The organism is Ruegeria sp. J8 (assembly GCF_056531925.1).
Genome location: NZ_JBQFMR010000005.1, coordinates 280,922 through 301,450 on the forward strand (window position 1 = coordinate 280,922; position 20,529 = coordinate 301,450).

Consider the following 20,529-nt stretch of genomic DNA (forward strand, 5'->3'; position numbering starts at 1 on the left):
GATGACCATTCACATGCAGATTGATCGAAAACTGACCGAATTTCCCCGCATCCGGTTGATGACTGAGGTCACTCCGGTCGAGCGGATGAACCGGATGTCGGACCGGTTGGGCATCGACCTGTGGTTAAAGCGCGACGACCTGACCGGGTTGAGTTTTGGCGGCAACAAGACCCGGCAGCTTGAATTCTACTTTGGCGAAGCCCTGCATCAGAAGGCTGACACGGTTTTGATCACGGGCGCGGTGCAGTCCAATTTTGTGCGCACTGCCGCCGCCGCTGCGGCGCGGTTGGGTATGACGTCGGTGCTGCAACTGGAAGAACGCGTACCGGGGATGGGGCCGGCCTATTACCGCTCGGGCAATGTTCTGCTGGCGCAGATTCTGGGGGCCGAGCATATGCACTTTCCGGTAGGCGAGGACGAGGTCGGAGCGGACAATGCGTTGCACGATCGCGCCGCGCGCCTGAGGGCCGAAGGGCGAACACCTTATGTCATTCATCTTGGCGTCGATCACCCACCGCTGGGGGCCTTGGGCTATGTGCAGGGCGGCGCGGAACTGGCCGATCAGATGGCGGAATTTGATGTGGCGGTGGTGCCTTCCGGCAGTGGCGCGACCCATGGAGGGTTCCTGACCGGGCTGCGCCTGTCAGGTCATGGCGCGCAAGTCTACGGCATCTGCGTCCGCCGCGACCAAACCCAGCAGAAGGCCCGGATGGAGAAAGTTCTTGGCAAGCTGGCAGCGTTGATGGGTTTTGACCCGGCTTTGGTGAAGGAAGACATCCACGTCTGGGACGGTGCGCTTGCCCCCGGCTATGGTCAAATTGGGGACCGGACCCGCACGGCACTGGAGCTTATGGCCCGGACCGAAGGCATATTTCTGGACCCGGTCTACACCGCCAAGACCTTTGCAGGGCTTTTGGGGCTTCTGGACAGCGGCGCGATCCGCAAGGGCCAGAAGGTCGTGATGCTGCACACGGGCGGTTTGCCTGCGCTGTTCGGCTATCAGGACCAGCTTGAACCAACCTGACCAAACGACACTCAAGACAATCTCAAAGGGAGGAAATTATGAATAAGAAACTGATTTTGGCGTCGACCCTGACGCTTGCGCTTGGCACCGTGGCCGCTGAGGCCGAAGAGTTCGTGACCATTGGAACTGGCGGCGTGACCGGCGTGTACTATCCGACTGGTGGCTCAATCTGCCGTCTGATGAACAAGAATCGCAAGGAAACCGGGGTGCGTTGCACGGTCGAATCCACCGGTGGCTCGGTCTATAACATCAATACGATCCGCGAGGGCGAACTGGAATTTGGCGTGGCCCAGTCCGACTGGCAGTTCCACGCGCTGAACGGCACCTCAAAATTTGAAGAGGCCGGGCCATTCGAAGAGTTGCGCGCGGTATTCTCGGTCCATGCCGAGCCGTTCAACGTGATGGTTCGCGCCGATTCCGGGATTGAGCATTTCGATGATCTGGCAGGCAAGCGGGTTAATATCGGCAATCCGGGATCGGGCCAGCGCGGCACGATGGAGGTGCTGATGGACGCCAAAGGGTGGACAAAGGATACGTTTGCACTGGCGGCCGAGCTGAAATCGGCGGAACAGTCCAGCGCCCTGTGCGACAACCAGATTGACGCGTTCATCATCACTGCGGGCCACCCGTCCGGCAACCTGACCGAAGCCGCGACGACCTGCGATGCCAAACTGGTTCCGGTGACCGGTGACGCCGTGACCGGGTTGATCGACAACAACGCCTATTACCGGGCAGCGACCATTCCCGGAGGCATGTATCGCGGCACCGACGGGGATGTGGACACGTTCGGGGTCGGCGCGACGCTTGTGACCTCGGCCAAGGTCTCGGACGAGGCGGTCTATGCGCTGGTGTCGTCGATCTTTGAGAATTTCGACGACTTCCGTACGTTCCACCCGGCATTCGCAAATCTGACCAAAGAAGAAATGGTTTCAGCGGGCCTGTCCGCGCCCATTCATCCCGGAGCGCTCAAATATTACCGCGAGCAGGGTCTGTTGGAATAACGAAAGCGCAATCGCGTGCTTATCTCAGGTGAGGCCCAGGAGGGCCTCACCTTGTTGCAGGACTGCCTGCGCCGGTTGTTTTAGGATCTTCCCGGTCGGGCGGATGCGTCAGGTTTTCGGCAAGAAGGCATCCAGGGTTCATGATGCCTTTTGGGTCGAGCGTGAATTTCAACTGAGCCAACAGATCATGACGTGCAGGAAGAGTTTTTCGGAACCACCCGGCCTTGGTGCGGCCAATGCCATGCTCTGCTGAAAATGAGCCGCCGAGCTCTGTGACAATGTCAAATATGCGCGCTTCGATGGTCTTTCCGACGGCGCGCGCCTCTTCCTCGGACTTGGACTCCGGGGGTAGGGCATTAAAGTGAAGGTTGCCGTCGCCCAAATGGCCGTAGGTCTGCGGTATCCAGCCCGGAAACTCCTCAGCCAGCATGGTTTCGAGCGCGACCGCGGCTTGGGGCACATGCCCCAAGCGAACCGACACATCGCTGCGCACGTGGTAGCCGCGCTTGATCTGTCCTTCGACCAGCCCTTCGCGGATGGACCAGAACCGGGCGGCCTGAGATTGCGATTGCGCGATGACGGCGTCCTGCACCACCCCTTGCTCAAATGCTGAGGCCAGAAGTGCCTCCAGATGGTCTTGCAGCGGTAGGTCCATCGCGGATGAAAACGCGATCAGCACATGGACGGGCGCATCGACCGGCAGGATCATCGAGGGGTCAACGGATTGGGCCAATGGCATACAGCTTTGGGACATCACTTCAAAGGCCGACAGGACCTCGTGCCCGTTGCTGCGAATATGCCGCAGCAGATCCAGCGCGCCCTGCATCGAGGCGCAGCCGGCATATGCGGTGGCGCTATGTGTCTGGCGGGGAAGAATGCGCAGGCAGGCACGGGTGACCACGCCAAATACCCCTTCGGCGCCGATAGCAAGCCGCAACGGGTCCGGCCCCCGGTTGTCTTTGTGCAATCCTGTGATCGACGACAGGATCTGCCCTTGGGGCAGCACCATTTCCAACCCCAGAACCTGAGAACCCATCATGCCGTGGCGCAGGACATTCACTCCGCCCGCATTCGTGGATATGAGCCCCCCGATCTGAGCGCTGCCCTGAGAGCCGATGGCAACACCGAACTGGAAACCCTGCTCGCCTAGGGTCGTTTGCACTGTTTCAAGGACGGCGCCCGCCTGCACCGTGCATGTCATGCCGTCGGCGTCGATCTCTTCGATTGCGGTCATGCGTTGGGTGGAAATCAGAATGCAATCGCCCCGATTGCGCTGCGCGCCTCCGACCAGACCGGTATGCCCCCCTTGGGGGATGATACCGATGCCTGTGGCGTGGCTGAGGGCACAGACCTGCGACACCTCGGCTGAAGTGGTGGGTTTGACAACGGCCAGGCATTGTCCGTGCCGGTCTCGGGTCCAGTCTCGGGTGTAGGTCTCGGAAATATCTGAACCGGTCAGGACGGCGGCTTCGCCCAGCGTCGCCCTAAGCGCAGACAGATACGAATGAGTTGTGGCCTGGTCGTGCGAATCTGTTGGGGCTGATGTTGTCATGTCGGACCTTTGTCACATCCGCCCCGCAAGTAAACCATTATCGGTCCTTGCGCGTTTGCCTTTTGCCACAGCGTTAGGATCGGCTGGCAAGGATGCTGTTGTGCGGAGCCAAAGGGAAGACGTGATCGGGGTAGCGGGTCAACATGCCAGCAATCCGCTCGGATTTGGCCATCCCCTGTTGGGCCAGTCCAAGGCCGCGGTTTCAATGAATGTCAAAGACTGTGCTGCGCTTGCGACAATTGCTTGTGGAAACTGTGGCCCCAGAAATTGCAGGCCCAGATAGTGGTCGGGATGCGGGTGCGTGATCACGATATGGGTCAAAGGTTTGCCGGTTTCGCGGACCAGACGCGCCAGTTCCTGCGCCTCGCTCAGGTTCAGATGTGCGTCGACCAACACACAGCTCTGAGGGCCTTCGATCAGATAGGCATTGGCGAAAAAGCTGACCTCTGGGGCCGGGTGACGGTCGAGTTGCGGCTCATCGGCCAGCGCCGGAAGGGCCAGTGCCGACAGCATGGCACAGCCCGCAACCCGCATCCATTGGCGGCGCGAAATCATGGCGGTCTGTTTACTTGCAACTGCCAACGGACCCAACGGCGCATTGTCGCGCGTCGTTGTAATAGGCCCCGTCAAATCTGGTGCCTTCGAAATTGTTGCCCCCCCAATTGGGCTTTGGTCATGAAGGCCCCGCGCAGGTCCGCGCCCGCGAAATTGACTTGTTGCAAATCCGCGCCAATCAGGATGTTGCCGGTCAGATCGGCATGGGACAGGTTGGTCCCGCGCAGCTTGGCTGCAGTCAGTTTTGCGCCGCTGAGGTTGGCGTGGCTGAGATCCAAGCCCGAGAAATCCTGACGCGCCAGATCACAGCCGTGCCAGTCCACACGCGGCGCTGGTTCGGCATCGCAGTGATCGACCGCAGCCTCCATCTGCGCCAGAGCGTGGCAGGCGGCAAAACAGGCGACGAGAAAAAGCTTATGTGACACGTGAAAGTCCAGAGAGGTTTTTGGGGTGCGAATGTATTGGCCACCTATTGGCCACTGCGCCGACCTGACGCGATGGCATTCAGAGGTCGATCCGCTTAGTTCGCGCTGAGGATCGCGTAAAAGCGGGTGAAAACCATATCCTCGTCCGCATTGTCGATATGGCACGAGGCGCAGGCCTCGATTGGGGCGGAGGCGGCGGTTTCGGCATAGGGTGGGGCATGGTGGCCAAAGTTGAAATAGCCCCAGTTGTTACTTTCCGCAAAGCGCGAGGAATCCTTGACCGCGATGTCGATGCCGTTGAACCCGGCCGGGAAATAACCCTGTCCCGACACCTCAAGCCGCGATCCGTCCGCTTCCTCGCCGGGTTGGGTCAGTTGCAGCTCTTTCAACAAGATAGTGCCTTCGGGAAATTCCCCGGTTTCCTTGTACTGAGCATAGGCCGTCGGATGCATGTAAACATTGTGGTATTCCGGGAACCCGGCCTGCCCGCCGTTTAGTGCGTTCGGCGTCAGGGGTGAGCCCAGGAACACCTATTCCCTGTAGCCTGTCGGTAGAACCAGTTGACCATCCTCGGTCCATTGAGGCTGCCAGTCGTCGGACACTTGCGCGTTGACCGACGTGCTGAACTGACTGATCCCTAGCGCTGCAACACCCATCGCTGCGCCCAATGTTAGGATTTTCAATACTCTCATGGCTGATGTCCTCTTGCTTGGAAATTTACGTCGCCCGGAAATTTGGGGCGGGTTTATGTGACACCAGCCTATCCAAGCCGGCCCGGCGTCAAATTGCGTATCATCCGGAAAAAGATGCAGATCGTTCAGCATCACGAGCTTATCAGCAAAAACAGCGGTGATTTGACTGCCCGTGCGCATATTGGGCGCTCGCATTTTTAAGATGCCCGCGTCCATTTGCCCTGACTTGGTTTGAGTGAAAAATATTGCAACCACAAAATTTATCGATAAAAAATGACCGCAATCTCGGGTTACATAAAAGATTATAGATAAAATGCAGAACCAAACTAACTCATGGACTCGTGACGCGGCTCAGGCGCTGTATGATCTGCCGCTGATGGATCTTCTGTTTCGCGCCCAGACAGTGCATCGCGCCAATTTCGATCCCAATAAGGTCCAGACCTCGAAACTTTTGTCGATCAAGACCGGAGGCTGCGCCGAGGACTGCGCCTATTGCTCGCAATCGGCGCGCAATGGGTCCAAGCTGTCGGCCTCGAAACTGATCGAGGTCGAGCGGGTTCTGTCCGAGGCCCGCAAGGCGAAAGAGGGCGGCGCGACTCGGTTCTGCATGGGGGCCGCGTGGCGCGAGCCCAAAGACCGCGACATGGCTGCGCTGGTTGCCATGGTCGAAGGCGTGCGCGACATGGGGATGGAATCCTGCATGACGCTTGGCATGCTGAGTGACACGCAGGTGGTGCAACTGCGTGATGCGGGGCTGGATTACTACAACCACAATATCGACACGTCCGAGCGCTATTATTCCGAAGTGATCACCACCCGGACCTTTGCCGACCGGATCGACACGATGAACCGGGTACAAGAGGCGGGGATCAAAGTGTGCTCGGGCGGGATTCTGGGCATGGGTGAGGGCGTTCAGGACCGCATGGACATGCTGGTGACGCTGGCCAACATGGCGCCTGCGCCGGATTCGGTTCCGATCAACATGCTTATGCCGCAGCAGGATACACCGCTGGCCGATGCCAAGCCGATTGATCCGATTGACTTTGTGCGGGTGATCGCTGTGGCGCGGATCATGATGCCGCAATCCTATGTCCGCCTGTCTGCCGGGCGCAGCGACATGAGCGATGAGCTGCAGGCGATGTGTTTCTTTGCCGGTGCGAACTCGATCTTTGTGGGCGAAACGCTGCTGACGGCGGAAAACCCTGAGGAAGACACCGACGCGGTTCTTTTTGCCAAGCTGGGGCTTCAGGCCGAGGTCGCGGCGCAGGACAGCCGGGCTGACGCGGCCGAATGACGGTTACGGCGCGCTTGTCCTCGATGCTTGAGGTGCTGGGCAACCGGCATCGTCGGCGGGTGTTGTCACCGCGTCGGGGGTTGGATTTCGCGTCGAACGACTATCTGGGGCTGGCTCAGTCACCCGAATTGGCCCAGGCCGCGCAGCACGCGCTGTCGCGCGGGGTGCCGTTGGGGTCGGGCGGGTCGCGCCTGTTGCGTGGCAACCATCCCGAGCACGAGGCTTTGGAGCAGTTCGCTGCCAGTTTTTTTGGGGCCGAGGCCGCGCTGTTCATGGGTGGTGGGTTTCAGGCCAATCAGGCCATCTTTTCCAGCCTCCCCGCCGCGGGGGATCTGATCCTGCATGACGCTTTGGTCCATGCCAGCGCGTTCGAAGGGATGCGCACCGGGCGTGCCGACACACGGGGCTTTGCTCATAATGACTTGGCCGATGCGCGTCGGGTTCTGACGCAATGGCGCACCGAGGGTGGTTCGGGTCAAGTTTGGGTTGCGGTCGAAAGTGTCTATTCGATGGAAGGCGATCTGGCCCCGTTGGTCGATTTCGCAACGCTGGCGCGGGACCACGATGCGGTGCTGGTGGTGGATGAGGCCCACGCAACGGGCGTTTTTGGTCCACAGGGCCGGGGGCTGGCGCATGAGCTGGACGCGGATGTGCTGACCTTGCACACCTGCGGCAAGGGTCTGGGTGTTGCGGGCGGATTGATCTGCGGTCCACGTGTGATGATCGACACTTTGATAAATCGCGCGCGCCCGTTCATTTTTGCCACCGCCCCGTCGCCCTTTAATGCAGCCCTCGTGCGGGCCGCGCTTGAGCTGCTGAGCAACGACCCGATTTGGACGCAGCAGGCGCAGGACCGGATCGCGCATGCCCATTCGGTGGCGCATAGTGCTGGGATCGCGCCGCAAGCTCTGACCAGTCAGATTATCCCCGTCATTCTGGGTGATGACGCCAGCACCATGGCAATGGCGGCGCGCTTGCAGGAACAAGGTTTTGATATCCGCGGCATCCGCCCGCCGACCGTGCCGAAGGGCACGTCGCGGTTGCGAATCTCGATCACCGGGAATGTCACCAAATCCGAGATCAGCGCCTTGTTCGAAACACTGTCGCGCTACCGGAAGGAGGCCGCATGAGCACTCTGGTCGTCACCGGCACCGATACCGGTGTGGGCAAGACCGTCCTGTCCGCCGGACTGGCCGCTGCCCTTGGGGCCAGCTATTGGAAGCCGGTCCAGTCCGGGTTGGAAGAGGCGACGGATACCGAAACCGTGCAGGCCCTGTCTGGCGCGCCGGTCTTGCCCGAGGCGTATCGGCTGAACCTGCCCGCCTCGCCGCATCTGTCGGCCGAGGATATGGGGGTTGAGATCGACCTTGAGCGACTGACTTTGCCTCAGGTTCCCGGCCCGTTGGTTGTGGAAGGGGCGGGTGGCGTGATGGTGCCTCTGACCCGGCAGCATTTCTTTCTGGACCTGTTTGCCCGTTGGCAGGCGCCGGTCGTTCTGGCGGCGCGCACGGCTTTGGGCACAATCAACCACACCGCGCTGTCCTTGCGCGCCTTGCGCGGCGCGGGTGTCGACGTGGTCGGCGTGGCATTCATCGGAGACGCCGAGCCGGATGTCGAACAGACTATTGTCGAGATGTGCGAGACGCGCCATCTGGGACGGCTGCCGGTTCTTAACACCGTGACGCGTGCCTCTGTGGGTGATGCGATGGCGGGGATGGACCTGACCACGATACGGGGTGCGCTGTGACCCCATTGGATTTTGACGCGCGCCACCTGTGGCATCCTTATACCAACGTGCTGGATCCGGGGCCTATGCACCTGATCTCTTCGGCTGAGGGCGTCTGGCTAACGCGCGAGGACGGCGGTAAGATGATCGACGCCATGTCATCTTGGTGGTGTGCGGTGCACGGCCATCGTCACCCGGCCATCATCGCAGTGATGCAGACGCAGTTGGATCACTTGCCCCATGTCATGTTCGGCGGCTTGACGCATACGCCCGCGATTGAGCTGGGCAAGCGGCTGATCGACATGCTGCCCGATGGATTGGACCGGATTTTCTACAGCGACAGCGGCTCGGTCGCGATCGAGGTCGCGTTGAAGATGGCTGTGCAGTACCAGATGGCCAAGGGTCATTCGGGCCGGACTGAATTTGCCACGATCCGGGGCGGATATCACGGTGATACATGGAAAGCGATGAGCGTCTGCGATCCAGTCAATGGAATGCATGGGCTGTTCCGGGGGGCGATGTCGATCCAACATTTCCTGCCCCGGCCCTCTGTGGCGTTGGGACAGGACTGGCCGGAGGATCCGGCGTTGAATGGGCTTGCCGCTCTGGAAGAGTTGCTGGACCGTCAGGGCGACCGGATCGCCGGGTTGATCCTTGAGCCGGTGGTACAGGGTGCTGGCGGTATGTATTTCTATCACCCGTCCTGGCTGAAAGGCGCGCGCGAGCTGTGCTCGGCCCATGGGGTGTTGCTGATCTTTGACGAGATCGCCACCGGGTTTGGGCGGACGGGTCAGCTTTTTGCCATGCAGCATGCGGATGTGGTGCCGGATATCCTGTGCGTGGGCAAGGCGCTGACCGGCGGTCATATCACTCTGGCCGCTACAATCGCGACCGAAGCCGTTGCGCGCGGGATTGGTGAAAGCGAGGCCAGCGTGTTGATGCACGGGCCCACCTATATGGCCAACCCGCTGGCTTGCGCGGCGGCCATCGCCAGCCTTGACCAGTTGCAACAGCGCGATTGGCATCATGAGGTCAGCGCGATTGCCAAGCAGATGGAGCATGAGCTTGCGCCCGCGCGCGACATACCGGGCGTGGCTGATGTACGGGTTCTGGGCGCAATCGGCGTGATCGAGATGGAGCAACCGGTTGACCCTCGGATCGCGCATGCGCGAGCACCCGAAACTGGTGTCTGGCTGCGGCCCTTCGCGCGCAATATCTATTGTATGCCGCCTTTCGTGATCTCGGGCGATGAGTTGAGCCGGGTGACGGCGGCGATGGTTAATCTGGCGCGGGGCGAGGCATGAAGGCGGTTTGGCTGTCCCGCTCTGGTGTTGAAAACCTGACACTGGTGTTCGGTGGTTGGGCGCTGGGGCCTGCCCCGTTTGCCGGGCTGGAGGGCGGCGGGGACGTCCTGTTTGTCGACGACTATACCCAGCTTGATGCTGAACTGCCCGAACTGGCCGATTATGATCGGCTCGATGTGCTGGCGTTTTCCTTCGGTGTCGCCTCGGCTGTGCACTGGTTAGAGGGGGCGGGGGTCAACCCGGATCGTCTGGTTGCGGTCAGCGGCACCTTGTTTCCGGCGGATGCGGAAAAAGGCATTGCGCCTGACATGATCAACGCCACTGCCGACAATTTGAGCGCGGCCAGCTTTGCCAAGTTCTGCCGCCGCGCCGGGTTCGAAGGGCCGACCCCGCAGATTGACATCCACGCGGCGCAAGCGGAACTGCGTGCGATCCTTCGGCGCGGCCCCGCTCTGGCGCGTCGGTTTGACCGAGTGTGGATTCCGCACCAAGACCGGATCATCCCCACCAAGGCGCAAGAGGCGGCGTGGCAGAGCTCGGCCATTCGGCGCATTGACGGCCCGCATGTTCCGTTTCGAGCGGGTCAAAGCTGGGCGGAGTGGCTGGCATGAACGCTGTGATCACCGACCGGGTTCAACGCAGCTTTAGCCGCAGTTTTGGCAGCTATCATGCGGCGGCGGGTTTGCAAGCGCAGACCGCCGCAGACTTGGCCGACGCGTTGCACGCCCACGACGCGCCTGCGCAGTTTGACCATGGGCTGGAGCTGGGCTGCGGTACCGGACATCTGACCCATGAGTTACAGGCCAGGTTCCGGTTTCAGGCTCTGACGCTCAATGACCTTGCGCCCGAGGCCGCAGCAACCGCGACCGCTGCAAAGGCGCGGTTTGTATGTGGCGATGCGGAACGGATTGCTTGGCCGCAGCGGCCCGATCTGATCTGCTCGGCGTCGATGATCCAGTGGTTGCACGATCCGGCGGCCCTGATGCGACGCATTTCGCGTGCGCTGGCACCCGGTGGTTGGCTGGCAGTTTCGGGCTTTGGGCAACGGCAGTTTCACGAGTTGACGCAGATCGGGTCATCCGCCGAAGCGCCGGGCCTGTGTCGCCCCGAGGATCTGAGCGCGGCCATTTGCGATGAGTTGGAAGTGATGGTGGCAGACGAGGATATTCGGACCATTCGGTTCGCCTCACCCCACGACCTGTTGCGCCATTTGCGCAGCACCGGGGTGAACGGCCGTGCCCGCGGGGTTTGGACACGCTCGGATTTGCGGCGGTTCTCGGACGCGTATGTCGCGCGCCATGGCTGCGGCGACACTGTGCCGCTGACCTATCACCCGATCTGGATCATCGCCCGCAAGCCGATCTGAGCAATCGACCGGGATCACAGCACTGTCACACAGGATTGACCCGTTGGTTACGCGCCTCCGTGCTAGGCAGGACAGGCGCGCGTGTTTCCACCTGAATCTTCCGAACACAAAGGTCCCCAAATGATCAGAGCCGTCCTCATCTCCGCCAGCTTGCTACTCATCGCCGCCTGCGACAGCGGCCCAAGTGGCGGCAGCGCTGAAAATCAAACTCAGGACTTCGAAGAGAGCTTCCGCAATCGTGGCAGCTGATGCCTAATGGCTGGGCCAGGTGGTTTCGGCCCAGCTTTTCCTGACCGTCTGCCCAAGACGGGATAGGGCATTCTGGTCGGTTTGCTTCCTGCGCGCGGCAGGTATGCGTGCCTCATTTCCGCTCTATACATCCCCGTCGTCTCTCGCTATGAGCGGCGCTTCGACGATGATCCGTGTGTTGGACGCTCTGAGGGTGACAGCATCACCAGAGCGAGCCGATCTATGAAACAGACATTGCAGGATGCGCTCACGCGCAAAGGATATGAAACGCTGACCCCGGTACAGCAGGCCGTGACCGCGCCCGAATTGCAGGGGTGCGACCTGTTGGTTTCCGCGCAAACGGGTTCGGGTAAGACCATCGGGTTTGGGCTGGCCATCGCGCCGACGCTTTTGGGTGAGGGCGATGTCTTTGACGCGGCCGCAGCACCTTTGGCGCTGGTGATTGCACCTACGCGCGAGCTGGCGATGCAGGTAAAGCGCGAGCTGGCGTGGCTTTATGCTGATGCGGGGGCGTTTCTTGCCTCTTGCGTGGGCGGAATGGATATGCGCGACGAACGCCGCGCCTTGGCCCGAGGCGCGCATATCGTTGTCGCAACGCCGGGCCGGTTGCGCGATCATATCATGCGCGGTTCGATCGATCTGACTGATGTGCGGGCGGTGGTGCTGGACGAAGCTGACGAGATGCTGGATCTGGGCTTCCGCGAGGATCTGGAGTTCATTTTGGAACAAACGCCCGAGACGCGTCAGACGCTGCTGTTTTCGGCCACGGTGCCGCGCGCGATTGTCAGCCTTGCGGCGCGCTATCAACAGGATGCTGAACGGGTCAGCACGGTCAGCGAACGCACGCAGCACGCGGATATCGAATACCGTGCACTGAATGTGGCGCCGCGCGATGGCGAGAACGCGATCATCAACGTGTTGCGCTATTACGAAGCCCCGAACGCCATCGTCTTTTGCAACACACGCGCCATGGTCAGCCGTTTGACGGCACGCTTGTCCAACCGGGGGTTCCCGGTTGTCGCTCTGTCGGGTGAGTTGACGCAAAGCGAACGCTCTAACGCGCTGCAAGCGATGCGCGATGGCCGCGCCCGTGTTTGTGTGGCCACCGATGTCGCGGCGCGGGGGATCGACCTGCCGAACCTGGATCTGGTTGTTCACGCCGAACTGCCCAACAGCCATGAAACCCTGCTGCACCGCTCGGGCCGTACCGGGCGGGCAGGCCGCAAAGGGGTCAGTGCGCTGATCGTGCCCCCGGCGGCGTTCAAAAAGGCACAGCGCCTTTTGAAATTTGCCAAACTCACCGCCGAGTGGGGGTCTGCGCCCTCGGCTGAAGAGGTCAACGCGCAGGACTTGCAACGAATGTTTGCGTCCGACGACTGGCAGTCCGAGGTTCCCGAGACCGAGCGCGCCTCGGTCGAGCAACTGGTCGCGCGGTTCTCGTCAGAACAGCTGGCCGCGGCTTACGTTCGCCAATACACGCGCCAACATTCCGCGCCCGAAGAACTGAGCGAGGTCAACGCGGCAGCCAAACCCAGCGCTCCCTTTGGTCCCAGCGTTTGGTTTTCCCTGTCTGAGGGGCGCAATCAGCACGCCTCGCCGCGCTATGTTCTGCCGATGATCTGCAAGGCCGGGAACATCACGAAATCCGATATAGGCGCGATCCGCATTGCCGACGATGTGACCTATATCGAAATCCGCGAAAGCAGCGTGCCCGGTTTTATCGAAGCCATTGGGCCCGAGATGAAGGTCGAAGGAGCGAAAGAGATCGTTCGACTGGACACGGCCCCAGACCTGTCGCGACCCGCAAAACCGGGCCCCAAACGTGGGATGAAGGACAAGAAACGGGGAAAAACTGAGCGTCCGGAGCGTCTGGTCGAACCGCAACCGGCAAAGACGCGGAAGAAGGACACACCCAAACCTGCGGACAAGGGAAAAGCCGATCCCAAACCCAAGCGCAGCAAGGCCGGGGACGCCTGGGCAGGCAAGACACCGGATCGCCGCCCCAAAGGTCCTCCGCCGCCAAAAGGCAAGCCCAACAGCAAGAAGAACCGCGCGCGGGCCGCGGCGGCCAAGGGCGGCAATGCAGTTCCGAAACGCCGGACGTAAACTGGGGCGTTAATCGCGCTGCGAAGCCCCTTTGCAGAGGTCGTGCCTCGGTTCCGAGGCAGCCGCAGTCTGCTGCGCCGTACTCTCCCTGTGCGCGGCAATAGGGATGGACAATTGGCTGAAGCTCTAGGCAGCTTGCAAAAAACAATTGAGAGCGGGTCTGGGAAATTTATCAATGACGAATTAGCAATCGTATTGGAACAGTCAGATAAGGCTGCTCTGTGTGTTACTTGGACACGAGTTTTTGTTATGAAGTATAACCCGTTAAAATTTAGACCATTTACCGCAGCAGAACTCTACGAAGCCCGATGGGAAACTCCCGATCATGCTGTGTTTGTCGAATTGGCGGATATGATACCTTTCCTGGAGGGGCAGAGAGACCAATGGTTATGGATCGGATTGATTAGGTCTCTAAATCCTGACATCAAAGGTTACATCGATGTTGTAACTTGGATTTTAGATCATGATGACTGTGACGTTGCAGTTGCAATGTACGCTTATGGTTGCCTACAGGGACCATATGCATGTGGTAGGCCGACATCCCGAGGAAACTCGTCTGACTCAGGTGGACTGATCCCTCTTCGCGTGATCGAAGCGCGAAACAAGTCGCGACCGTATACACAGAATAACCTCCTAGTTGAGCAAAATGACTTTCAGCGCGGTGATCCAGATCAACTGCTTCAACAGAGTTATGAATACGCTGACAAAATGCTTGAGAAAGCGAAGAAGGAAGCGGAAATCAAAGGCGAGACCTTGAGGGAGGAAGACTTTCCCAAGCCGTGTATTTCTCCCCCAGTGGAATTGCTAGAAACTCCCTTAACCGGACATCAAAGACGCGTCGACTACGTTATCGATGAGAACTACGCGGTTTTTGTGCCTGTTTGAAGCTTGCTGCATTAGAGTTGAACATCTATGGCCTTAGAACCCTGGCAGAGCTGCCAATGCTTTAGAGTTCGAATAATGCTCAGGTTCAATGGACCTCGGATTGCAGTCTTACAAACGACAAAGGCGCCCTTGGGCGCCTTGTTTTATTGGTCGGAGTGAGAGGATTCGAACCTCCGACCCCTGCCTCCCGAAGACAGTGCTCTACCAGGCTGAGCTACACTCCGACCGTGGCGGCGGGTCTATACCCGGCAATTTGGATGTGCAAGAGGGATTTTGCGGTTTCAAACCCCGCGCTCATTGTCGCGATTGGTGTCAGGGCAAGGCATCCGTGCGGTAGAGGCGGATTTTGGTGCCGCCGTGGTCAACCACCGGTCCGGGCGGCAGCAAAGGCAGGCGAGTTGCGCGGGCAAGCCCCGCATTGCTGGTCACGATCCCCGCGCGCCAGCCGCTGAATCGAGAGGCAAGCACCTTGCCCAACGCCCCGTAGAGAGAGCGCAGGCGTTTTTCATCACCGATTCGTGCACCATAGGGCGGGTTGACGATGACAAGACCGGCGTCGCCGGGTGGGGGCTTGATGTCGCTGACGGCGCGGGTTTGGAACTTTGTGACCTCACTCACTCCGGCCTGCGTCGCATTGGCTTGGGCGGCTTCAACCGCGCCCGAATTGCGGTCGGAGCCGGAGAAAACAAGATCGGTTTCGGACATATCTCTGTTGGCGCGTAGATTGCCCCAAGCGGCAGGGTCGAACCCGGCAAGGTCTTCGAAGGCAAAGCTGCGGCCGCGACCGGGGTTCAGCCCCAAGGCGATCTCGGCGGCTTCGATGACGAAGGTGCCGGAGCCACACATCGGGTCCAGGACCGGTTCGGATCCGGTGTATCCGCACTCGCGCAGGAACATGGCGGCCATGGTCTCGCGCATGGGGGCTTTGGCAACTGCCGGTTTATGGCCGCGTTTGTGCAGCGGCTCGCCGGATGTATCGACTGAAAAAGTGCAGATATCCTTTTCAATGCGTAGCAGGACCCGCAGGGTGGCATCGCCCGAGATTGGCGCGCCGAGAGTTTCGGTAATTGCGTGCTCGACCCGCTGCTTTGCGGCGCCTGCATGGTAGATACGGGATTTGCGGCTGGTCGCCTCGACTTTGACCGGCACATCGGGGCGCAGAAAATCTGACCATGGAAACTTGCGGGCACGTTTGTCGAGCTGGGCCAGGTGAACGGCAGGAAAGCTACCGATGCGCAGCAAGACCTTGTTGGCACCCCGCAGACACAGATTGGCGCGCCAGACATCGGTCCATCCGCCGCGCAGGCTGACACCACCGGGTACGATTCTGGCGTTTTCGAATCCGTTTTCGACAGTCTCGGCCAGCAAGGGGGTCTCGAGGCCGGGCGTGGCCACCAGAAATATCTCGAATTTGTCGCTGTGTTCCATTTTGGGTGCTTACACCGGATGCGATCCGGGTGCGACATGCATTTTCCACGCATCGAAACTGCGCAACGTGATAGGAATGTGACAATTACTTGCGGCTTTGAGCGGTAACAGGTTTGCGTTTATGACCATCCCCGCGTAAAGGGTCCATGATCGAAAATATGCCTGCGGATTTTGGACCGTTTTCGGCGCTTTTGCGACGGAGATCCCGAAAAACCGTGCTATTGCAGGATTCCGAAAGGACGTCGGCAGAGTTGGCGCAGACAAAGAGGCTTGGAAGACCGTAGCGACATGCAAACTTTCAAACTGAAAAAAGGGTTCGAGCTGCCGGTGCTGGGTGCGCCGGATCAGACGATTCATCCTGGACCCGAGTTTTCGACCGTCGGGGTTCTGGGCGGCGACTATATTGGCCTGAAACCCAAGATGCTGGTACAAGAGGGTGACGACGTCCAGCGCGGCACGCCGCTGTTTAGTCACAAAGACGCGTCCGATGCGATGATGGTAGCGCCAATGACCGGCAAGGTCGTCGCAGTCAATCGCGGTGCTCGGCGCGTGCTGCAAAGCGTCGTGATCGAGGTGTCAGACCCCAATGACACCGGGGTTGATTTCTCGGGCACCGGGAATGCCGACAGCGCCGAGGGCGTGACGGCCAAGCTGTGTGCTGCGGGTCTTTGGACGGCCTTCCGAACGCGGCCCTATTCCAAAATGCCGACACCCGGCACCACACCTGCAGCGATTTTCGTGACGGCGATGGACAGTGAGCCTCTGGCGGGTGATGCAGCCGTGATCATCGCTGACGCAGGGGATGCTTTCGCTGCGGGTCTGGCGGCGGTCGCGAACCTGACCGAAGGCAAGACCTATCTGTGCCACAAAGAGGGTGACTCGGTACCGGGCGCCGATGTGCCAGGAATTGAAGCCGCCGCATTCGCAGGGCCGCACCCGTCGGGGCTGGCGGGGACGCATATCCATTTCCTCGAGCCGCTGGCAGGGGACAAGCAGGTCTGGACCATCGGGTATCAGGACGTCATCGCCATTGGTCGCCTGATGCAGACCGGCCATCTGGACCCCAATATCGTGATCGCTCTGACCGGTCCGGGCGCGCGTCAGCCGCGCTTGATCCGCACGGTCATGGGCGCATCGACCGACGATCTGACCCGTGACGAGGTCGATGTGGACGGGACGCCCCGGATTATCTCGGGTTCGATCCTGTCAGGTGCACAGGCTGAAGGCCCGACCGCTTATCTGGGCCGCTTTGCGCGGCAGGTTTCGATCATCCGTGAAGATCACGATCAACACACGATGGGTTGGATTCTTCCGATGCCGTCGAAATTCGCCGTACAGCCCGTGTTGGGCTCGGCCTTTGCGAAAAAGCTGTATGCGTTCACTTCAAACCTGAACGGCGGCCGTCGTGCGATGGTGCCGACGGGCGTGTTCGAAGAGCTGATGCCGCAGGACTATTTGCCAACGCAACTGCTGCGCGCATTGCTTGTCATGGACACGGACACGGCGCAGGCGTTGGGTGCGTTGGAGCTGGATGAAGAGGATTTGGGCCTTGTGGGCTTTGCCTGTCCGGCAAAATATGAATACGGGCTGGCGCTGCGCGACTGCCTGACCAAGATTGAAAAGGAGGGCTGATCCACATGGGTTTGCGCAGCTTCTTCGATCGGATTGAGCCGAACTTTACCAAGGGCGGCAAGTACGAGAAGTATTTCCCCATCTACGAGATGGTCGAAAGCTTTATCTACACTCCGAAAACCGTAACCACCGTGGCCCCGCATGCGCGGTCCTACGTGGATATGAAGCGGATCATGACCTATGTCGTGATCGCCACGATCCCCTGTATCCTGTGGGGGATGTGGAATACGGGCTATCAGGCGAACTCGGCCATTGCGACGCTTGGTCCGGATGCCGCGACCGGTTGGCGTATTGCTTTGCTGCAGATGTTCGGTATCTCGCTGGATCCGTCCAGCCTGTTAGCCAATGTGTTGCACGGGTTGCTTTATTTCCTGCCGATCTACATCACGACGCTGGTTGCGGGTGGTATTTTCGAGGTCATCTTTGCCACCGTGCGTGGGCATGAGGTGAACGAGGGCTTCCTTGTCACATCGATGCTCTACACGCTGATCCTGCCCGCATCGACACCGCTGTGGCAGGTCGCTTTGGGCATCATCTTCGGCGTTGTCATCGGCAAAGAAGTATTTGGCGGCACCGGCAAGAACTTCCTCAACCCGGCATTGGTGGGGCGGGCGTTCTTGTATTTCGCTTATCCCGCGCAAATGTCGGGGGACTCGGTCTGGACTCCTGTGGATGGGTTCTCGGGCGCGACCGCGTTGGGGATCACCGCAGCCGAGGGCGTTCAGGCGCTGGCGGCCGACGGTATCACTTGGGCCAATGCGTTCTTCGGCACCATTCAGGGCAGTTTTGGCGAGACATCGACCCTGGCCTGTATGATCGGCCTGGCCTTCCTGCTGACAACGAAAATTGCCAACTACCGCCTGATCCTGGGCTGTTTGGCGGGGACCATCGGCTTTAGCCTGTTGCTGAACCTGATCGGGTCGGACACCAACCCGATGTTTGCGATGCCTTGGTACTGGCACATCGTTCTGGGCGGCTACGCCTTTGGTCTGGCTTTCATGGTCACCGAGCCGGTTTCCGCCAGCCACACTAACATGGGCCGCTATATCTACGGTGCGCTGATCGGTGTCATGGTTGTGATGATCCGCGTCATTAACCCTGCTTTCCCCGAAGGCATGATGCTGGCTATCCTCTTCGGAAACGTCTTTGCGCCGCTGATCGACTATTTCGTCGTGCAAGCCAACATCAAACGGAGGGCGCGTCGCCATGTCTGATACGCAGTCCCAAGAACCAAAGGGCGCGATTGCAAAATTTCTGGCCGCCTCGCCGGATTCTGTCGGTAAAACGATAGTCGTCGCGGTCGCTGTCTGCCTTGTGGCCTCGATGGTCGTATCCGCCGCAGCGGTCAGCCTGCGCCCGGTGCAAGAAGCCAACGCGCTGAAGGACAAGCAGGTCAACGTTCTGCAAGTCGCCGGTGTCTATGAGCCGGGCGTCGATGTCTCCGAAGCGTTCGCTGCGTTCGAACCGCATGTACTTGAACTGTCGACGGGCGCTTTCGTCGACGATCAGTTCGACGCTGCCACGTTTGATGACATCGCTGCGGCCAGCGATCCCGACCTGAGCGTTGCGCTGGACAATGACCCGGCAGGTATTGGGCGTCAGTCTAAGTATCGCGTGATCTACCTGTTGCGCGACGATGCGGGCGAGTTGGACAAGGTGATCCTACCGCTGCATGGCTATGGCCTGTGGTCCACGCTCTATGGCTTTATCGCACTGGAGAACAACGGCAACGATATCTTCGGCCTGCAATTCTATCAGCATGGTGAGACGCCGGGCCTTGGGGCCGAGGTGGACAACCCACGCTGGAAGGCACTGTGGAATGGAAAACGTCTGCGTGATGACGCGGGTGAGCTTCAGATCACCGTCGCCAAATCGCAGCCCGCCGCTGGCCCCGACTTTTACGTCGACGCGCTGGCCGGGGCGACGCTGACCTCGGTAGGTGTCGATAACCTTGTACGGTTCTGGATGGGAGATGCGGGTTACGCTCCGTTTCTGGCCAAACTGCAAGCAGGAGAATTCTGATGTCTCAGACTAAGAAAGAGATGCTGGTCGACCCGCTTGTCGACAATAACCCGATCACTCTGCAGGTGCTGGGCATCTGTTCGGCGCTGGCGGTGACCTCGTCACTGCAGGTCTCGATGGTGATGGCGCTGGCGGTGATCTTCGTGACCTCGTTCTCGTCCTTCTTTATCTCGTGCCTGCGCAACCAGATTCCGGGCTCGATCCGGATCATCGTACAGATGGTGATCATCGCCTCGCTGGTGATCCTGGTGGACCAGATCCTTAAGGCCTATGCGTTTGAGATCTCGAAAACCCTGTCGGTTTTTGTCGGCCTGATCATCACCAACTGTATCGTGATGGGCCGGGCTGAGGCGTTTGCGATGAAGAACCCGCCCGTCGCGTCGTTCATCGACGGCATGGGCAACGGTATGGGCTACGGCCTGATCCTGCTGCTGGTCGGCTTCATTCGTGAGCTATTCGGTGCCGGGTCGCTGTTTGGCATCACCATTCTGGAGACCGTCAACAACGGTGGCTGGTACGTGCCCAACGGCATGCTGCTGCTGCCTCCGTCGGCGTTCTTCATCATCGGTCTGATCATCTGGGCCTTCCGCACATGGAAGCCGAACCAGGTGGAAGAGCGTGAATATAAAATTCAGCAGGTAGAGGCCCACTGATGGAAGGTCTGATTTCATTGGCCGTAAAGGCCATCTTTGTTGAAAACCTGGCGCTCAGCTTCTTTCTGGGGATGTGTACCTTCATCGCCGTGTCCAAGAAGATTTCGACCGCGCTGGGTCTGGGCATCTCGGTCATGGTGGTGCAGGCCATCACCGTGCCGGCCAACAACCTGTTGCTGAACTACCTGCTGAAGCCCGGCGCATTGGCCTGGGCCGGGTTCCCGGATGTGGACCTGACTTTCCTTGGCCTGATCTCGTATATCGGTGTGATCGCGGCGATGGTTCAGATCCTTGAGATGGTTTTGGATAAGTATTTCCCGCCGCTCTACAACGCGCTGGGGATCTTCCTGCCGCTGATCACGGTGAACTGCGCCATTCTGGGTGGTTCGCTGTTCATGGTGGAGCGCGACTATAACTTTGCCGAGGCCGCGACTTATGGTCTGTCTTCCGGTTTTGGCTGGGCTTTGGCGATCACTGCGATGGCGGGTGTGCGCGAAAAGCTGAAATATTCGGATATCCCCGACGGCCTGCAAGGGCTTGGGATCACCTTCATCACCGCGGGTCTGATGGCGATGGCCTTCATGTCCTTCTCAGGCGTGAAACTGTAAGGAAGGG

General features: G+C 59.9%; 21 protein-coding genes and 1 tRNA gene. 15 read left to right on the plus strand and 7 right to left on the minus strand.

What is annotated here, in order from left to right:
- The first annotated feature begins 1 nt into the window (after window position 1).
- Both ACR0L1_RS13030 and ACR0L1_RS13035 read left to right on the plus strand, forming a co-directional pair.
- Entirely contained in the window at window positions 2–1,024 is a 1,023-nt protein-coding gene (locus tag ACR0L1_RS13030) for a D-cysteine desulfhydrase family protein (RefSeq protein WP_480859244.1), read from the plus strand.
- A 38-nt stretch (window positions 1,025–1,062) separates the two neighbouring features.
- Window positions 1,063–2,025, plus strand: coding sequence for a TAXI family TRAP transporter solute-binding subunit (locus ACR0L1_RS13035; protein WP_480859245.1), 963 nt, complete (start codon window positions 1,063–1,065; stop codon window positions 2,023–2,025).
- A 46-nt stretch (window positions 2,026–2,071) separates the two neighbouring features.
- On the opposite strand, the gene ACR0L1_RS13040 is transcribed toward ACR0L1_RS13035, so the two are convergent.
- From ACR0L1_RS13040 to ACR0L1_RS13060, 5 genes are all read right to left on the minus strand, one after another.
- Entirely contained in the window at window positions 2,072–3,577 is a 1,506-nt protein-coding gene (locus tag ACR0L1_RS13040) for an FAD-binding oxidoreductase (RefSeq protein ID WP_480859247.1), read from the minus strand.
- Between the two features lie 138 nt (window positions 3,578–3,715).
- Entirely contained in the window at window positions 3,716–4,132 is a 417-nt protein-coding gene (locus tag ACR0L1_RS13045) for an MBL fold metallo-hydrolase (RefSeq protein ID WP_480859249.1), read from the minus strand.
- 71 nt (window positions 4,133–4,203) lie between these two features.
- Entirely contained in the window at window positions 4,204–4,557 is a 354-nt protein-coding gene (locus ACR0L1_RS13050; protein WP_480859251.1) for a pentapeptide repeat-containing protein, read from the minus strand.
- 95 nt (window positions 4,558–4,652) lie between these two features.
- A complete protein-coding gene (locus ACR0L1_RS13055) occupies window positions 4,653–5,087 on the minus strand; it encodes a cytochrome P460 family protein (protein WP_480859253.1) in 435 nt (144 codons plus the stop codon).
- Entirely contained in the window at window positions 5,088–5,249 is a 162-nt protein-coding gene (locus ACR0L1_RS13060) for a hypothetical protein (RefSeq protein ID WP_480859255.1), read from the minus strand.
- Window positions 5,250–5,562: 313 nt separating this feature from the next.
- On the opposite strand from ACR0L1_RS13060, the gene bioB reads away from it, so the two are divergent.
- The 8 genes from bioB (at window position 5,563) to ACR0L1_RS13100 (ending at window position 14,179) form a co-directional block, all read left to right on the plus strand.
- Window positions 5,563–6,543 carry a biotin synthase BioB gene (bioB, locus tag ACR0L1_RS13065; protein ID WP_170785648.1) on the plus strand — a complete coding sequence of 327 codons (981 nt, stop codon included), beginning with the start codon at window positions 5,563–5,565 and terminating at the stop codon, window positions 6,541–6,543.
- Window positions 6,540–7,673 carry an 8-amino-7-oxononanoate synthase gene (locus ACR0L1_RS13070; RefSeq protein WP_480859257.1) on the plus strand — a complete coding sequence of 378 codons (1,134 nt, stop codon included), beginning with the start codon at window positions 6,540–6,542 and terminating at the stop codon, window positions 7,671–7,673. Before bioB ends, ACR0L1_RS13070 begins: the two co-directional genes overlap by 4 nt.
- Entirely contained in the window at window positions 7,670–8,290 is a 621-nt protein-coding gene (bioD, locus tag ACR0L1_RS13075; protein WP_480859259.1) for a dethiobiotin synthase, read from the plus strand. Before ACR0L1_RS13070 ends, bioD begins: the two co-directional genes overlap by 4 nt.
- Window positions 8,287–9,573 carry an adenosylmethionine--8-amino-7-oxononanoate transaminase gene (gene bioA, locus ACR0L1_RS13080; RefSeq protein WP_480859261.1) on the plus strand — a complete coding sequence of 429 codons (1,287 nt, stop codon included), beginning with the start codon at window positions 8,287–8,289 and terminating at the stop codon, window positions 9,571–9,573. Before bioD ends, bioA begins: the two co-directional genes overlap by 4 nt.
- Window positions 9,570–10,184: a pimeloyl-ACP methyl esterase BioG family protein gene (locus tag ACR0L1_RS13085; RefSeq protein ID WP_480859263.1), complete on the plus strand. Its 615-nt coding sequence runs from the start codon at window positions 9,570–9,572 to the stop codon at window positions 10,182–10,184. Before bioA ends, ACR0L1_RS13085 begins: the two co-directional genes overlap by 4 nt.
- Window positions 10,181–10,939 carry a methyltransferase domain-containing protein gene (locus ACR0L1_RS13090; RefSeq protein WP_480859265.1) on the plus strand — a complete coding sequence of 253 codons (759 nt, stop codon included), beginning with the start codon at window positions 10,181–10,183 and terminating at the stop codon, window positions 10,937–10,939. The genes ACR0L1_RS13085 and ACR0L1_RS13090 overlap by 4 nt, the downstream gene beginning before the upstream one ends.
- Window positions 10,940–11,410: 471 nt before the next feature.
- Window positions 11,411–13,294 carry a DEAD/DEAH box helicase gene (locus ACR0L1_RS13095; protein WP_480859267.1) on the plus strand — a complete coding sequence of 628 codons (1,884 nt, stop codon included), beginning with the start codon at window positions 11,411–11,413 and terminating at the stop codon, window positions 13,292–13,294.
- A 114-nt stretch (window positions 13,295–13,408) separates the two neighbouring features.
- On the plus strand, window positions 13,409–14,179 hold the full coding sequence (locus ACR0L1_RS13100) for a hypothetical protein (protein ID WP_480859268.1): 771 nt from the start codon (window positions 13,409–13,411) through the stop codon (window positions 14,177–14,179).
- 147 nt (window positions 14,180–14,326) lie between these two features.
- Here ACR0L1_RS13100 and ACR0L1_RS13105 read toward each other — a convergent pair.
- Together ACR0L1_RS13105 and ACR0L1_RS13110 are read right to left on the minus strand one after the other, a co-directional pair.
- Window positions 14,327–14,403, minus strand: a tRNA-Pro gene (locus ACR0L1_RS13105).
- A gap of 88 nt (window positions 14,404–14,491) precedes the next feature.
- Window positions 14,492–15,607: a THUMP domain-containing class I SAM-dependent RNA methyltransferase gene (locus ACR0L1_RS13110; RefSeq protein ID WP_480859270.1), complete on the minus strand. Its 1,116-nt coding sequence runs from the start codon at window positions 15,605–15,607 to the stop codon at window positions 14,492–14,494.
- A gap of 288 nt (window positions 15,608–15,895) precedes the next feature.
- Between ACR0L1_RS13110 and ACR0L1_RS13115 the strand changes: the two genes are divergently transcribed.
- Genes ACR0L1_RS13115 through nqrE form a run of 5 tightly spaced genes read left to right on the plus strand, consistent with a single transcriptional unit; the run spans window position 15,896 to window position 20,522 of the window.
- Window positions 15,896–17,239 (plus strand): Na(+)-translocating NADH-quinone reductase subunit A, encoded by a 1,344-nt coding sequence (locus ACR0L1_RS13115; protein ID WP_480859272.1) that lies wholly within the window; start codon window positions 15,896–15,898, stop codon window positions 17,237–17,239.
- A gap of 5 nt (window positions 17,240–17,244) precedes the next feature.
- Window positions 17,245–18,453: an NADH:ubiquinone reductase (Na(+)-transporting) subunit B gene (locus ACR0L1_RS13120; protein WP_480505856.1), complete on the plus strand. Its 1,209-nt coding sequence runs from the start codon at window positions 17,245–17,247 to the stop codon at window positions 18,451–18,453.
- On the plus strand, window positions 18,446–19,261 hold the full coding sequence (locus ACR0L1_RS13125; protein ID WP_170789853.1) for a Na(+)-translocating NADH-quinone reductase subunit C: 816 nt from the start codon (window positions 18,446–18,448) through the stop codon (window positions 19,259–19,261). The genes ACR0L1_RS13120 and ACR0L1_RS13125 overlap by 8 nt, the downstream gene beginning before the upstream one ends.
- Window positions 19,261–19,914: an NADH:ubiquinone reductase (Na(+)-transporting) subunit D gene (locus ACR0L1_RS13130; RefSeq protein WP_117873115.1), complete on the plus strand. Its 654-nt coding sequence runs from the start codon at window positions 19,261–19,263 to the stop codon at window positions 19,912–19,914. Before ACR0L1_RS13125 ends, ACR0L1_RS13130 begins: the two co-directional genes overlap by 1 nt.
- Window positions 19,914–20,522 (plus strand): NADH:ubiquinone reductase (Na(+)-transporting) subunit E, encoded by a 609-nt coding sequence (nqrE, locus tag ACR0L1_RS13135; RefSeq protein ID WP_050603817.1) that lies wholly within the window; start codon window positions 19,914–19,916, stop codon window positions 20,520–20,522. Before ACR0L1_RS13130 ends, nqrE begins: the two co-directional genes overlap by 1 nt.
- The last annotated feature ends 7 nt before the right edge of the window (window positions 20,523–20,529 follow it).